Source organism: Pseudomonas sp. Je.1.5.c, assembly GCF_051129895.1.
GTDB classification, from domain to species: Bacteria; Pseudomonadota; Gammaproteobacteria; order Pseudomonadales; family Pseudomonadaceae; genus Aquipseudomonas; species Aquipseudomonas urmiensis.
On sequence record NZ_JBCPSP010000010.1, the window covers coordinates 129,538 to 142,696 of the forward strand.

The following is a 13,159-nucleotide window of genomic DNA, read 5'->3' on the forward strand; positions in this document are numbered from 1 at the left end:
GCAAGCCCGCTCCCACGATTGTGCAATCGCTATCTAAAAGGGCGCGTGAGACACCAGCTGGCCGCTCATCAAGCCCCAGGTGACCAGCGCAAGCGTCAGGGCCGCCAGGGTGACCCGCACCGTCAGCGCCTTGAGCAAGCGGGTCGAGTTCTCATCGTCCTTGACCAGAAATACCAGGCCACTGAACAGGCTGGCGATGGTGGCCAACAGCAACAGGACAATCGCGGCCTTGAGCATGGCGGCACTCCGGGGGGATGCAGTGATGACTTTGAGTATAGCGCTCGACCTGACGAGGCCCCGGTGAAGCCGTTTCGCCCAGGCGTGGTACCCACCTTGGTAGTGCTAGCGCTGCTGCCGGGCTTGATCGCGCTCGGCTGCTGGCAATTGCGCCGGGCCGATGAAAAACGCGTGCTGCTCGATACCTATGCCGAACGCCGCGTCGAGGCGCCGCTGGCCATGGCGCAAATCGAGCAATTGCCCGATCCGGCGTTTTACCGGGTACACCTGCATGGCCGTTTCGATAGCGAGCACAGCCTGCTGCTGGATAACCGCCTGCGTGATGGCCGCGCTGGCGTCGAGTTGCTGCAACCGTTCCACGATCAGGCCAGCGGCCTGTGGTTGCTGGTCAATCGAGGCTGGTTGCCGTGGCCGGATCGGCGCGTGCCAGTGGCCTTCGACACCCCCGCACAAGCGCTGACCCTGCACGCCTCGGTCTACGTAACGCCAGGCAGCGCCTTCCAATTACACGCCGACCCAGTCAGCGAGCAATGGCCGCAGCTGTTGACCGCCATCGACGCCGGCCAGCTGTGGCAGCAGCTAGGCCGCGACGGCTTTGCCCATGAACTGCGCCTGGAGCCTGGCCCTGCCAGCTATCGGCTGGACTGGCCGGTAGTCGCCATGGGTCCGGAAAAGCACTTGGGCTATGCCGTGCAGTGGTTCGCCCTGTCGGCGGCGCTGGTATTGCTCTACCTGTACTTCGGCTGGCACCACAAAAAGGAGAACGACCATGAGCACCGCCACGAGTCCACTGGACGTGCCTGAAGGCGGCAAACCTAGAGCCCGCGGGCGTTTGCAGCTGCTGCTGATTCTTTTGGTGGCGGTCGGCCCGATGATCCTGGCCACCAGCATGTACAAGTTCAAGTTCTGGGTGCCTGAGGGGCGCAGCTATCACGGTGCAATGATCGGCAACGGCCAGACTCGGGCCGATATCGGTATCGATGCGCAGGGTGAGCGCTGGCAGCTGTTGGTCAGCGCACCTGCGGCCTGCGCGGAGGATTGCCAGCAACTGGTGTACCTGGCCCGGCAGATCCAGGTCGGCCTGGGTCGCGACGCCAGCCGTGCCAGCCATGCGTTGGCCAGTGCCCAGCCATTGGCCGCTGACTACCAAGCGTTGCTCGGCCGCGAGTACCCGCAACTACAGCGTTATCCCCTCGACCTGCAACGCTACGGCCACAAGGTCAGCGAGCCTGGCCCGCAGCTGTGGATCGTCGATCCGCACGGCAACCTGGTGCTGCGCTACGACGCCAAGGTCAAGGGCAAGCACGTGCTCGACGATCTGCGTCACCTGCTCAAGCTGTCCAACATCGGATAGGAGCCAAACCATGGCCAGACCCGGATACCGCCTCGCCGTGTTCGCCACCCTGCTGGCACTTGTGGTCGTTCTGCTCGGTGCCTATACCCGCCTCACCCATGCAGGCCTGGGCTGCCCCGACTGGCCGGGCTGCTACGGTTTTATCAGCGTGCCCAAGTCCGACGCGCAGCTGGCCCACGCCGAGCTGCACTTCCCCGAACACCCGGTGGAAGCGGCCAAAGGCTGGGCGGAGATGGTCCACCGCTACTTTGCCGGGGCCCTGGCACTGGTGATTGCCCTGCTCGCTTTCCAGGCCGTGCGCCGCCATGCGCGTGACGGTCAGCCCTATCGCTTGCCGGTGTTGTTGCTAGGGGTGGTGTTGGCGCAAGCGGCGTTCGGAATGTGGACGGTAACCCTGAAACTCTGGCCGCAGGTGGTCACCGCGCACTTGCTTGGTGGCTTTACCACCTTGAGCCTGCTGTTCCTGCTATCCCTGCGTCTATCCCGGGCCTTTGCGCCCCTGCCAAAACTGCCGCTGAGCGTGCGCCGGGTAGCGGCGTTGGCGCTGTTGGTGGTGATCGGCCAGATCGCCTTGGGCGGCTGGGTCAGCGCCAACTACGCCGCAGTTGCTTGTATAGACCTGCCGACCTGCCATGGCCAATGGTGGCCGGCGGCGGACTTCAGCAACGGCTTCCATCTGACCCAGCACGTCGGCCCAAACTACCTTGGCGGGCAGCTGGACAGTGACGCCCGCACGGCCATTCATATCAGCCACCGGTTGGGCGCCCTGCTGGTCACGGCGGTGTTGCTGCTGCTCAGCTGGAAGCTCTATCGCAACGGCCTGGCCGGCCTGGCGCGCTTGGTGTTGCTGGCCTTGGCGCTGCAGATCGGCTTGGGTATCAGCAATGTGCTGTTGCACCTGCCGCTGGCGGTGGCCGTGGCGCACAACGCTGGCGGCGCCGCGTTGCTGTTGATGATGATGCTGGTGAACTACCGCATTCGGGTCGTCGACAAGGTTCGCCTGGGCCATGGCTGGCGCTTCACCCGCGTGGCGGGTGCGCATGTACCGATGAGGAATGACACGTGGCGACGGTTCTGAGTGAACGCCGGCAGCAGGCCGGCTGGCGCGATTACCTGGAGCTGACCAAGCCCAAGGTGGTGGTACTGATGCTGATCACCTCGCTGGCGGGGATGTTCCTCGCCACCCGCGCGGGTGTGCCGTGGGCTGTGCTGGTGTTCGGCAACCTGGGAATTGGCTTGTGCGCGGGCGCTGCGGCAGTGGTCAATCATGTGGTCGACCGGCGTATCGATGCCTTGATGGCGCGTACACATAAGCGGCCGTTGGCTGAGGGGCGAATCGCGCCGGTGCTGGCGCTGAGCTTTGCCCTGGTCTTGGCGCTGCTGGGCATGGCCCTGCTACTGACCTTTACCAATCCCCTCACTGCCTGGCTAACGCTGGCCTCGCTGCTCGGTTACGCCGTGATCTACACCGGCTTTCTCAAGCGCGCCACGCCGCAGAACATTGTCATCGGTGGGTTGGCCGGAGCTGCCCCGCCGTTACTCGGCTGGGTCGCGGTGACTGGGCATATCAGTGCTGAACCCTTGTTGCTGGTACTGATCATCTTCGCCTGGACCCCTCCGCATTTCTGGGCCCTGGCTATTCACCGCCGCGAGGAGTACGCCAAGGCCGAAATCCCCATGCTGCCGGTGACCCACGGCGAGCGTTACACCAAGCTACATATCCTGCTGTATACCTGGGTGCTGCTGGCGGTCAGTCTGCTGCCTTACGCCATTCACATGAGCGGGCCGCTCTACCTGGGCTGTGCGCTGCTGCTGGGCCTGCGCTTTGTCCAGTGGGCCTGGGTGTTGTACCGTGGCACCCGGCCGCACGCGGCGATCAAGACCTTCAAGTACTCTATCGGGTACCTGTTTGCCTTGTTCATCGCGCTGCTCGTTGATCACTACTTGTTGCTGAATCTATGACCCGAACCCAGAAAACCGTCTTCATCCTCGTCGCCGTGGTCGCGTTGATCCTCGGCCTGACCGTCAACAAGGTGCTCAATGGTCGCGGCGAGGCCAACCCCACCGAACTGATCGATGCCGGCATCATCCTGCTGCCGCAAAGCCGCACTGTGCCGGATGTGACCATGCATGATCAGAACGGCCAGCCGGTGGCGCTCGATGAGCTCAAGGGCAAGTGGTCTTTGCTGTTCTTTGGCTACACCTACTGCCCGGACATCTGCCCAACTACCCTGGCCCAGCTGCGCCAGGTCAAGAGCGAGCTGCCCAAGCAAGCGCTGGAGCGTTTTCAGGTGGTGTTGGTCAGCGTCGATCCAAACCGCGATACGGCCAATCAACTCAAGCAGTACCTGGGCTACTTCGACAAGGATTTCGTAGGTTTGGCGGGGTCGATCGAGGATACCCAGAAACTGGCCAATGCCTTGAGCATTCCGTTCATCCCGGCCGACACCAGCAAGCCTGGGTATACCGTGGATCATAGCGGCAACCTGGCGATTGTCGGGCCGGATGGGCGTCAGCGCGGGTTCATCCGGGCGCCGTTCAATAACCAGAAGCTGGTGGCGCAGTTGCCTGGGCTGGTTAAGCGCGACTGAATCGACCTAAAAGCATCGCGGGGCAAGCCCGCTCCCACGCCATTGCTCTAGGCAGGACATTGGCGAGGGAGCGGGCTTGCCCCGCGATTAGCGTTCCAGGCGGCTTAGAACGCCGGAATCACTGCACCTTTGTACTTCTCGGTAATGAAGGCTTTCACCTCAGGCGAATGCAGGGCTGCGGCCAGCTTCTTCATGTCGTCTGATTCCTTGTTATCTGGACGCGCCACCAGGATGTTCACGTAAGGCGAGTCGCTGCCTTCGATCACCAGGGCATCCTTCTCAGGATTGAGCTTGGCTTCCAGCGCATAGTTGGTGTTGATCAGCGCCAGGTCGACTTGGGTCAGCACACGCGGGATGGTCGCAGCTTCCAGTTCACGGAATTTCAGGTTCTTGCTGTTGCCGGTGATGTCTTTCACGGTGGACAGGATATTGGTCTTGTCCTTGAGGCTGATCACCCCTGCCTTGTCCAGCAACAACAGGGCACGGCCGCCGTTGGTGGCGTCGTTAGGGATGACCACGGTAGCGCCGGAGGACAGCTCGTCGAGCTTCTTCAGCTTGCTCGAGTAAGCGCCCAGCGGCTCCAGGTGCACGCCAGCCACGCTGACCAGGTTGGTGCCCTTGGCCTTGTTGAACTCATCCAGGTACGGCTGGTGCTGGAAGAAGTTGGCGTCCAGGCGCTTCTCGGCGACCTGCACGTTTGGCTGGATGTAGTCAGTGAACACCTTGACCTTAAGATCGACACCTTCTTTGGCCAATTGCGGCTTCACGAACTCGAGGATCTCGGCGTGCGGCACCGGGGTGGCGGCAACGGTCAAGGTGTCGGCATTGGCCGACAAGGCCGCAGCGGCGGCGACGACAGCAAGCAGTTTTTTCATCAATCACTCCTTGTGAGGGCCGCGACGGCCCCCGAACGGGTCGGCTGGGCCGACCCCATTGGGGTTACTTACGGGAAAAGTGCACGACCAGTTTGTCGCCGACGCTTTGCAGAACTTGAACCAGGATCAGCAGCAGCACCACGGTCACGATCATGACGTCAGTCTGGAACCGCTGGTAGCCGAAGCGGATCGCCAGGTCACCCAGCCCGCCGGCACCGACCACGCCGGCCATCGCGGTGTACGACACCAGGGTAATGGCCGTCACGGTGATCGCGGCAAAGATACCCGGACGGGCCTCTGGCAGCAGTGCGTTGGTGATGATCTGGCGGGTAGTGGCGCCCATCGACTGGGTCGCTTCGATGATGCCGCGGTCCACTTCACGCAGGGCGGTTTCCACCAGACGAGCGAAGAACGGCGTGGCCCCGACCACCAGTGGCGGGATAGCCCCGGCGACACCCAGCGAGGTGCCGGTGATCAGCACGGTGATCGGGATCATCACGATCAGCAGGATGATGAACGGCAGCGAGCGCAGGATGTTGACCACCAGCGACAGCAGCGCGTACACACCCTTCTGCTCGAACATCTGCCGCGGTCCGCACAGGAACAGCAGCACGCCCAGCGGCAGGCCCAGCAGCACGGTGAAGAACAGCGAGCCGAACAGCATGATCATGGTGTCGATGGTGGCGAGCCAGATTTCGGCCCAGTCGACGTTAGCGAAGAAATTCAGGGCGTCCATCAACGCAGTACCTCCATATGTACATCAGCTGCCTTGAAGCGGTCGAACGCCGCCTCCATGTCGCCGCCAGTCACGGCCAGGGTCAGCTGCCCATAGGGGACATCCTTGATGCGGTCGATACGCCCGGCCAGGATGCTGTAGTCGACACCGGTTTCGCGGGCCACAGTGCCCAGCAGCGGCGCGTAGGTGGCTTCACCCTGGAAGGTCAGGCGCACGATGCGCCCTGGCACGTGGGCGAAGTCGTCGCGTTGCTCGCCCTCATCGACTTGCTCGTCTTCCTGGACGAAGCGCTTGGTGGTCGGGTGCTGTGGGTGCAGGAACACCTCGGCCACCGGCCCTTGTTCGACGATCTGGCCGGCGTCCATCACCGCCACGCGGTCGCAGACCCGGCGGATCACGTCCATTTCATGGGTGATCAGGACGATGGTCAGCTTCAGTTCGCGGTTGATCTCCGCCAGCAGCTGCAGCACCGAGGCGGTGGTTTGCGGGTCGAGGGCACTGGTGGCCTCGTCGCACAGCAGGATCTTCGGCCGGGTCGACAGGGCGCGGGCGATACCGACGCGCTGCTTCTGCCCGCCAGACAACTGGGCGGGGTACTTCTTGGCGTGGTCTTGCAGGCCAACGCGGGCGAGCAATTCAGTCACGCGCTTGTCGATCTCGGCACGCGACAGCTCGCCGGCGAGCAGCAGCGGCAAGGCGACGTTGTCGGCAACGGTCTTGGAGGCCAGCAGGTTGAAGTGCTGGAAGATCATCCCGACCTGCTGGCGGAAGCCGCGCAGCTGGTTGGCGTCGAACGCGGTGACGTCTTCGCCATCGACGATGATCTTGCCGCCGCTTGGCGCTTCAAGGCGGTTGATCAGGCGCAGCAAGGTGCTCTTGCCGGCGCCGGAGTGGCCGATCAGGCCGAACACTTGGCCATTTTCAATGGTCAGGCTGGTCGGATTGAGGGCGGGGATGTCCCTACCGGCGACGCGGTAGGTCTTGTGCACATGTTGAAACTCGATCACGTAGCGAACCTTGTGGGGCGCATGGAAGTTGGGTCAGCGGTAAGCCGGGCGCGCATTTTAGCCTTTTCCCATAGCTGTTCTTAGCATTTATTTCGTAACCGACCAATCGCGCGGATATAACGCGACAGCCGGTAAACCTGATTGAACGCCTGTCGCCACCCTCCAGTCACTACTAGAACAAGCCCGTAAGGGCAGCCTGAAGACTGATGAGGAGAGCCGAAGATGCCCAGCAAGAACCCCGACGCCCCCCGTGAAAGCCAGCTCGCCGGCACCCAGACCCCCGACCGCGCCAACACCAATGCCAAGCTGCAGAGCCTGGAAAACTTCCGTGGCGATGCTACCGGCGAAGCGTTGCGCACCAATCAGGGGGTGAAGATAGCCGACAACCAGAACTCTCTCAAAGCCGGCGCGCGCGGGCCTTCGCTGCTCGAAGACTTCATCATGCGCGAGAAGATCACCCACTTCGACCATGAGCGCATTCCCGAGCGTATCGTCCACGCCCGTGGCACCGGTGCGCATGGTTACTTTCAGAGCTATGGCGACCATGCCGAGCTGACCAAGGCTGGGTTCCTGCGCGATCCAGAGAAAATCACCCCGGTGTTCGTGCGCTTTTCCACAGTGCAGGGGCCGCGTGGCTCTGGCGACACGGTGCGCGACGTGCGCGGTTTTGCCGTGAAGTTCTACACCGATGAGGGCAATTTCGACCTGGTTGGCAACAACATGCCGGTGTTCTTTATCCAGGATGCGATCAAGTTTCCCGACTTTGTCCATGCGGTGAAGCCCGAACCGCACAACGAGATCCCCACTGGAGGCTCGGCCCACGACACCTTCTGGGACTTCGTCTCGCTGGTGCCGGAGTCGGCGCACATGGTCATCTGGGCCATGTCTGACCGCGCCATTCCGCGCAGCCTGCGGATGATGGAAGGCTTTGGCGTGCATACCTTCCGCCTGATCAACGCCGAGGGGGTGGCCAGCTTCGTCAAATTCCACTGGAAGCCGCGTCAGGGTGTGCACTCGGTATTGTGGGACGAAGCGCAAAAACTGGCAGGCAAAGACACCGACTACCATCGCCGTGACCTGTGGGAGGCGATCGAAACGGGTGACTATCCGGAGTGGGAGCTGGGCGTACAGATCGTGCCGGAGGCGGATGAGCACAAGTTCGACTTCGACCTGCTCGACCCGACCAAGATCATCCCCGAAGAGCTGGTGCCGGTGACCCCGCTGGGCAAGATGGTGCTCAACCGCAACCCGGACAACTTCTTTGCCGAGGTCGAGCAGATCGCCTTCTGCCCCGGACACATCGTGCCGGGTATCGACTTCACCAACGACCCGCTCTTGCAGGGCCGGCTGTTCTCCTACACCGATACCCAGATCAGCCGCCTAGGTGGGCCGAACTTTCATGAAATCCCGATCAACCGCCCGGTTGCGCCCAATCACAACGGTCAGCGCGATGCCTTGCACCGCATGACCATCGACAAGGGGCGCGCCTCCTACGAGCCCAACAGTATCGACGGCGGCTGGCCTAAGGAAACCCCACCTGGCCCGCAAGATGGCGGCTTCGAGAGCTATCAGGAGCGTATCGACGCCAACAAGATCCGCCAACGCAGTGACTCGTTCAGCGACCACTTCTCGCAGGCGCGGTTGTTCTTCCAGAGCATGAGCGCGCATGAGCAACAGCACATCATCAAGGCCTACAGCTTTGAGTTGGGCAAAGTTGAGCGCGAGCATATTCGAGCGCGCGAGGTGAACGAGATTCTCGCCAACATCGATCTGAAGTTGGCGGCGGCAGTGGCGGCCAACCTGGGTTTGCCGGCGCCGAAGAAGGGCACGGTGCAGGTCAAGGGTTCGAAACTGGCCAAATCGCCGGCGTTGAGCCAGATGAATCACCCCGGCAGCGTGGGGATCAAGGGGCGCAAGATCGCCCTGCTGGTGGCCGATGGGGTCGATGGCGCGGATGTCGACAGGTTGGTCAAGGCGCTGGAAGCGCAAAGTGCCCGGCCGTTGCTGTTGGGGCCGAGTTCGGCGCCAGTGAAGACTGCCGATGGCCAGGCGCTGGCGGTGGATGCGTCGATGGAGGGGATGCCGTCGGTGCTGGTCGACGGGGTTTTGGTTCCGGCTGGCAAGGCTTCGCTGCAGGCGCTGGGTGAAAGTGGCCTGGCCAAGCATTACTTGCTTGAGGCCTATAAGCACCTGAAGGCGATAGGCCTGGCTAAGGACGCCAAGGCATTGCTGGACAAGCTGGGGCTCAAGGAAGACAAGGGGTTGCTGGTCGGAGATGATCAGAAAGCAGTCGATGCCTTCGTCAAGGCAGTGGAAGGGCATCGAGTCTGGGAGCGCGAGGCGGCTGCTGAATCTGTTCCGGCGTGAGATTTTTGGGGCTGCACAGCAGCCCCAAAATTTTCAACCCTGATGCGGTACCAGCACCACCTGCGCCGGCAGCGAGCGCTGAATTTCATGCTTCTGCTTCAGCTCAAAGCCACTGTCGAGCTTGCGCACGCGCTTTTCCAGCAAGGTTTTCAACCAGGGCGCATCGTCAGTGCGCGGCACCTGGAAGACCACGTCGCACTGATAATTCACCACATCCGCGGCAATGTCATCGAGCTGGCGGCGCATGGCGCGGCTGTCGGTGGTCTTCAGCGCCACCACAGTGCTCGGCGCAGACGGATCGATCACTCGCGCCTTGGGCTTGGCCTCAGCCGCCTTGAGCGCAGCCTCCGCGCGCTCAAGCTCAGCCTTGCGTGCCTGGGCCACGGCATCACCGCCGGTGATGGCAGGTGCACGCGGCATCAGTGCCCGCGCCCGCGCCAGGGCAGTGGCGGCAGCATTGACATCGCCCTTTTGCAGCACGATCTGGCTACGGCGCAGATAGGCTTCGGCCAATTGCCGCTGATACTGTTCAACACGGGCATCGTCAGGCGATTGCGCCTGCAAGGCGGTCAACTGATCTTCGGCTGTGGCCAGCTCGTTGCTGGCAATGCTCTGCTCCAGTTGCCCCCAGGCATCAGGCTGGGCAGGCGCGGTCGATTGTTCGACCGGGGCGCTGGAACACGCGGCCAGGAACAACGAAAACACGGCAACAAGCAGATAACGGGAGGCGAACGGCTTCATTCCTGCGACTCTCTATTTGCGCAAAAAGCGAGCAAGTCTACACCCAGGTGCGCACGCTCGAAAACAAGTCTTACAGACCCTTTACCCGCGAAAAGGTTGCAGGATGCGCCTGCGCGCACCCAGATTTTTCAGCGCTTCGGCACCGCCAGGCTCAGCAAGAATAGCACCGCCGCGCAGACCACGATCGATGGGCCGGCTGGGGTGTCCTTGAACCAGGACATCGCCAGGCCGCCGCATACCGCCGTGACCCCCAGCAGGCTGGCGCCCAGCGCCATCTGCTCGGGCGAGCGGGCGTGACGCTGCGCCGCAGCCGCCGGAATGATCAGCAACGAGGTGATCAGCAACACGCCTACGATCTTCATCGCCACGGCAATCACGACCGCGATCAGCAGCATCAGCGCCATGCGCAAGGCCGCCACCGGCAAGCCTTCGACCATCGCCAGCTCTTCGTGCACGGTGATCGCCAGCAGTGGCCGCCACAGTGCACCGAGCAGCAGCAGGACCAGCGCACTGCCGCCGAGGATCCAGCCCAGGTCAGTCGGGCTGATCGCCAGCAGGTCGCCGAACAGGTAGGCCATCAGGTCGATGCGCACATCGTGCATGAAGCTCAGCACCACCAGGCCCAGCGACAAGGTGCTGGGTGCGAGGATGCCGAGCAAGGTGTCGGAGGCCAGCGGCTGACGTTGTTGCAGGGTCACCAGCAGGATCGCCAGCAACAGGCAGCCAACCGTCACCGCCAACGCTGGGCTCACGTCCAGCACGAAACCCAGTGCTACCCCGAGTAAAGCGGCGTGGGACAGGGTATCGCCGAAGTAGGCCATCCGCCGCCAGACCACGAAAGACCCCAGGGGGCCGGCCACCACAGCCAAGGACAGTCCCGCGAGCAGGGCGTAGAGAAGAAAATCAGCCATGCTTGCAGTGCTCTCCGTGAACATGGGTGCCGGGGGCGACCACCGAGCCATGCAGGTCGTGGCTGTGATCGTGATGGTGGTGGTAGATCGCCAGGCTAGGTGCGTTCTGGCCGAACAGCTCGACGAAGGCTGGGTCGCCACTGACCTGCTCCGGATGGCCCGAGCAGCACACATGGCGGTTCAGACAGACCACCTGGTCGGTGGTGCTCATCACCAGGTGCAGGTCGTGCGAGACCATCAGCACGCCGCAGCCGTGGCGGTCGCGCAGGCGGGTGATCAGGTTGTACAGCTCGGTCTGGCCGACCACGTCGACGCCCTGCACCGGCTCGTCGAGCACCAGCAGTTGCGGCTCGCGCAGCAGCGCCCGGGCCAGCAGCACACGCTGCATCTCACCACCGGAGATGTTCTGGATCGGGTTGTCGATGACCTGTTCGGCGCCCACTTCCTGCAACGCTGAAACGGCTGCCGCGCGGTCTACACCGGGCACCAGGCGCAAGAAGCGCAGTACCGACAGCGGCAGCGTCGGGTCGACCTGGATCTTCTGCGGCATGTAGCCGATGCGCAGCTTGGGCTTGCGCCAGACCTTGCCCCGATGGGGCTTGAGCAGGCCGAGCACGGCGCGCACCAGGGTGGTCTTGCCGGCGCCATTGGGGCCGATCAGGGTGACGATCTGGCCAGGCGCCACTGCCAGGTCAATGTTGTCCAGAACCGCTTCGCCTGCGAACGTGACCCCGACCTGTTCGAGGCGGATCAGTGCATCGCTCATGCCGCGCCTCGGCAGTTGCCGCACAGGCCCACCACTTCCACGGTCTGGGTTTCGACGCTGAAACCGACGGCCTTGGCGCTGGCGACGATGGCGCCGCTGATGCTGTCTTGCTCAAGCTCGATGGCCACGTGGCATGCGCGGCAGATCAAGAACTGACCCTGGTGCGCGTGCTCAGGATGGCTGCAGCCGATAAACGCGTTGAGCGAGGCGATGCGGTGCACCAGGCCGTTTTCCAGGAGGAAATCCAGCGCCCGGTACACGGTTGGCGGCGCCGCGCGGCGGCCGTCCTGCTCACTGAGCACTGCGAGGATGTCGTAGGCGCCCAGCGGCTTGTGGCTCTGCCAGACCAGCTCCAGCACCCGGCGGCGCAAGGCAGTCAGGCGCAGGCCTTGGCGGATGCAGATGGCATCGGCTTCGGCCAGGGCGCTGTGCACGCAATGGGAATGGTCGTGGGGACGGTGAGCCAGCGGCGTGATGGACATGAGCGGCGACGGTTCTGAATGGAGACGTTATTATGTTACCTGTTTCTGACAAGTCGAGTATTCACCGTGCCCCGTTTCCTTGTCCTTTTTGTCGCTTTTATCGCCTGTTCTGCCCAGGCTGACGTCCGCGTGCTGACCAGCATCAAGCCCTTGCAGCAGATTGCCGCGGCGGTGCAGGACGGCGTTGGCAGCCCTGACGTGCTGCTGCCGCCTGGTGCCTCGCCGCACCACTACGCCTTGCGCCCTTCCGACGTACGGCGCGTGGGCGATGCGGACCTGTTGTACTGGATCGGCCCGGACATGGAAAACTTCCTGCCGCGCGTCCTCAACGCCCGCAGCAAGCCAAGCGTTGCCGTGCAGTCGCTGCCCGGCATGCAACTGCGCCACTTTGGCGAGGACAGCCATTCGCACGATGAAGGTGGGCACGACGACCATGACGATCACGACCATGATCACCGCCCAGGCAGCCTGGATGCGCATTTGTGGTTGTCGTCGGTCAATGCGCGGGTGATTGCCGCGAAGATGGCCGCAGACCTGGCCAAGGTCGATCCAGCCAATGCGGCGCGTTACCAGGGCAATCTCAAAGCCTTCGACGAGCGGCTGGACGCGTTGGACCAGCGTATCAAGGCACGCCTGGCTGGGGTGGCCAACAAGCCGTACTTCGTGTTCCACGAGGCCTTCGACTACTTCGAGGCCAACTATGGCCTCAAGCACACTGGGGTATTTAGCGTTGCCTCGGAAGTGCAGCCAGGGGCGCAGCACGTGGCGGCGATGCGCAAGCGCCTGCAGGAAGTGGGCAAGACGTGTGTATTCAGCGAGCCGCCGCTGCGCCCGCGTTTGGCTGAGACGCTGACTGCCGGGTTACCGGTGCGCCTGGCCGAGCTGGATGCCTTGGGTGGCACGGACCCTGTGGATGGCAAGGGCTATGAGCGCTTGCTGGAGAAGCTGGGCAGCGATCTGGCGGGGTGCCTGGAGCAGTTGTGATGTACTGCTGACGTTATCGCGGGGGCAAGCCCGCTCCCACGCCTGGGAGCGGGCTTGCCCCCGCGATAGGCCACTGGCTTTACAGCGCGAAAGGCCATTTAAACGCCA

General features: G+C 63.1%; 15 protein-coding genes. 7 read left to right on the plus strand and 8 right to left on the minus strand.

Annotated features, from left to right (window positions below; all coding sequences use genetic code 11):
• Positions 1-33: 33 nt before the first annotated feature.
• The gene (locus AAZU54_RS11035) at positions 34-237 is read right to left on the minus strand and encodes a twin transmembrane helix small protein (protein ID WP_186553183.1); all 204 of its coding nucleotides are present in this window, start codon (positions 235-237) and stop codon (positions 34-36) included.
• Between the two features lie 63 nt (positions 238-300).
• On the opposite strand from AAZU54_RS11035, the gene AAZU54_RS11040 reads away from it, so the two are divergent.
• The 5 genes from AAZU54_RS11040 to AAZU54_RS11060 are packed head-to-tail and all read left to right on the plus strand — an operon-like array spanning position 301 to position 4,182.
• Positions 301-1,041: an SURF1 family protein gene (locus tag AAZU54_RS11040; RefSeq protein ID WP_405129197.1), complete on the plus strand. Its 741-nt coding sequence runs from the start codon at positions 301-303 to the stop codon at positions 1,039-1,041.
• Positions 1,007-1,591, plus strand: a complete 585-nt coding sequence (locus AAZU54_RS11045) for a hypothetical protein (RefSeq protein WP_186553185.1) — start codon at positions 1,007-1,009, stop codon at positions 1,589-1,591. The genes AAZU54_RS11040 and AAZU54_RS11045 overlap by 35 nt, the downstream gene beginning before the upstream one ends.
• Positions 1,592-1,601: 10 nt before the next feature.
• Positions 1,602-2,669 carry a COX15/CtaA family protein gene (locus AAZU54_RS11050; protein WP_434727150.1) on the plus strand — a complete coding sequence of 356 codons (1,068 nt, stop codon included), beginning with the start codon at positions 1,602-1,604 and terminating at the stop codon, positions 2,667-2,669.
• On the plus strand, positions 2,654-3,553 hold the full coding sequence (gene cyoE / locus AAZU54_RS11055) for a heme o synthase (protein WP_186553187.1): 900 nt from the start codon (positions 2,654-2,656) through the stop codon (positions 3,551-3,553). Before AAZU54_RS11050 ends, cyoE begins: the two co-directional genes overlap by 16 nt.
• Positions 3,550-4,182, plus strand: a complete 633-nt coding sequence (locus tag AAZU54_RS11060; RefSeq protein WP_186553188.1) for an SCO family protein — start codon at positions 3,550-3,552, stop codon at positions 4,180-4,182. Before cyoE ends, AAZU54_RS11060 begins: the two co-directional genes overlap by 4 nt.
• Positions 4,183-4,286: 104 nt before the next feature.
• Here the strand turns inward: AAZU54_RS11060 and AAZU54_RS11065 are convergent, their stop codons facing one another.
• The 3 genes from AAZU54_RS11065 to AAZU54_RS11075 all read right to left on the minus strand — a co-directional run bounded on the left by AAZU54_RS11065 (position 4,287) and on the right by AAZU54_RS11075 (position 6,800).
• Positions 4,287-5,057, minus strand: coding sequence for a MetQ/NlpA family ABC transporter substrate-binding protein (locus AAZU54_RS11065; protein ID WP_434727151.1), 771 nt, complete (start codon positions 5,055-5,057; stop codon positions 4,287-4,289).
• Positions 5,058-5,121: 64 nt separating this feature from the next.
• Complete coding sequence (locus tag AAZU54_RS11070; RefSeq protein WP_186553190.1) at positions 5,122-5,793, minus strand: methionine ABC transporter permease; 672 nt, start codon at positions 5,791-5,793, stop codon at positions 5,122-5,124.
• Positions 5,793-6,800: a methionine ABC transporter ATP-binding protein gene (locus AAZU54_RS11075; protein ID WP_186553191.1), complete on the minus strand. Its 1,008-nt coding sequence runs from the start codon at positions 6,798-6,800 to the stop codon at positions 5,793-5,795. The genes AAZU54_RS11070 and AAZU54_RS11075 overlap by 1 nt, the downstream gene beginning before the upstream one ends.
• Before the next feature lie 222 nt (positions 6,801-7,022).
• Here AAZU54_RS11075 and katE point away from each other — a divergent pair, with 222 nt between their 5' ends.
• The gene (gene katE / locus AAZU54_RS11080) at positions 7,023-9,167 is read left to right on the plus strand and encodes a catalase HPII (RefSeq protein WP_434727152.1); all 2,145 of its coding nucleotides are present in this window, start codon (positions 7,023-7,025) and stop codon (positions 9,165-9,167) included.
• Positions 9,168-9,200: 33 nt separating this feature from the next.
• On the opposite strand, the gene AAZU54_RS11085 is transcribed toward katE, so the two are convergent.
• The 4 genes from AAZU54_RS11085 to zur form a co-directional block, all read right to left on the minus strand.
• Positions 9,201-9,908 carry a PA5502 family lipoprotein gene (locus tag AAZU54_RS11085; protein WP_186553193.1) on the minus strand — a complete coding sequence of 236 codons (708 nt, stop codon included), beginning with the start codon at positions 9,906-9,908 and terminating at the stop codon, positions 9,201-9,203.
• A gap of 128 nt (positions 9,909-10,036) precedes the next feature.
• Entirely contained in the window at positions 10,037-10,819 is a 783-nt protein-coding gene (znuB, locus tag AAZU54_RS11090; protein ID WP_312152423.1) for a zinc ABC transporter permease subunit ZnuB, read from the minus strand.
• Positions 10,812-11,585, minus strand: a complete 774-nt coding sequence (gene znuC / locus AAZU54_RS11095; protein WP_186553195.1) for a zinc ABC transporter ATP-binding protein ZnuC — start codon at positions 11,583-11,585, stop codon at positions 10,812-10,814. The genes znuB and znuC overlap by 8 nt, the downstream gene beginning before the upstream one ends.
• On the minus strand, positions 11,582-12,067 hold the full coding sequence (gene zur, locus AAZU54_RS11100; RefSeq protein ID WP_186553196.1) for a zinc uptake transcriptional repressor Zur: 486 nt from the start codon (positions 12,065-12,067) through the stop codon (positions 11,582-11,584). Before zur ends, znuC begins: the two co-directional genes overlap by 4 nt.
• A gap of 18 nt (positions 12,068-12,085) precedes the next feature.
• Here zur and AAZU54_RS11105 point away from each other — a divergent pair, with 18 nt between their 5' ends.
• Complete coding sequence (locus AAZU54_RS11105; RefSeq protein WP_405129203.1) at positions 12,086-13,051, plus strand: zinc ABC transporter substrate-binding protein; 966 nt, start codon at positions 12,086-12,088, stop codon at positions 13,049-13,051.
• The last annotated feature ends 108 nt before the right edge of the window (positions 13,052-13,159 follow it).

Coding starts and splice junctions, on each gene's coding strand:
- AAZU54_RS11070 (WP_186553190.1), bottom strand. CDS start 5,793: ATGGACGCCCTGAATTTCTTCGCTAACGTCGACTGGGCCGAAATCTGG.
- znuC (WP_186553195.1), bottom strand. CDS start 11,585: ATGAGCGATGCACTGATCCGCCTCGAACAGGTCGGGGTCACGTTCGCA.
- AAZU54_RS11105 (WP_405129203.1), top strand. CDS start 12,086: ATGGAGACGTTATTATGTTACCTGTTTCTGACAAGTCGAGTATTCACC.
- AAZU54_RS11085 (WP_186553193.1), bottom strand. CDS start 9,908: ATGAAGCCGTTCGCCTCCCGTTATCTGCTTGTTGCCGTGTTTTCGTTG.
- AAZU54_RS11060 (WP_186553188.1), top strand. CDS start 3,550: ATGACCCGAACCCAGAAAACCGTCTTCATCCTCGTCGCCGTGGTCGCG.
- znuB (WP_312152423.1), bottom strand. CDS start 10,819: ATGGCTGATTTTCTTCTCTACGCCCTGCTCGCGGGACTGTCCTTGGCT.
- AAZU54_RS11065 (WP_434727151.1), bottom strand. CDS start 5,057: ATGAAAAAACTGCTTGCTGTCGTCGCCGCCGCTGCGGCCTTGTCGGCC.
- AAZU54_RS11035 (WP_186553183.1), bottom strand. CDS start 237: ATGCTCAAGGCCGCGATTGTCCTGTTGCTGTTGGCCACCATCGCCAGC.
- zur (WP_186553196.1), bottom strand. CDS start 12,067: ATGTCCATCACGCCGCTGGCTCACCGTCCCCACGACCATTCCCATTGC.
- katE (WP_434727152.1), top strand. CDS start 7,023: ATGCCCAGCAAGAACCCCGACGCCCCCCGTGAAAGCCAGCTCGCCGGC.
- AAZU54_RS11050 (WP_434727150.1), top strand. CDS start 1,602: ATGGCCAGACCCGGATACCGCCTCGCCGTGTTCGCCACCCTGCTGGCA.
- AAZU54_RS11045 (WP_186553185.1), top strand. CDS start 1,007: ATGAGCACCGCCACGAGTCCACTGGACGTGCCTGAAGGCGGCAAACCT.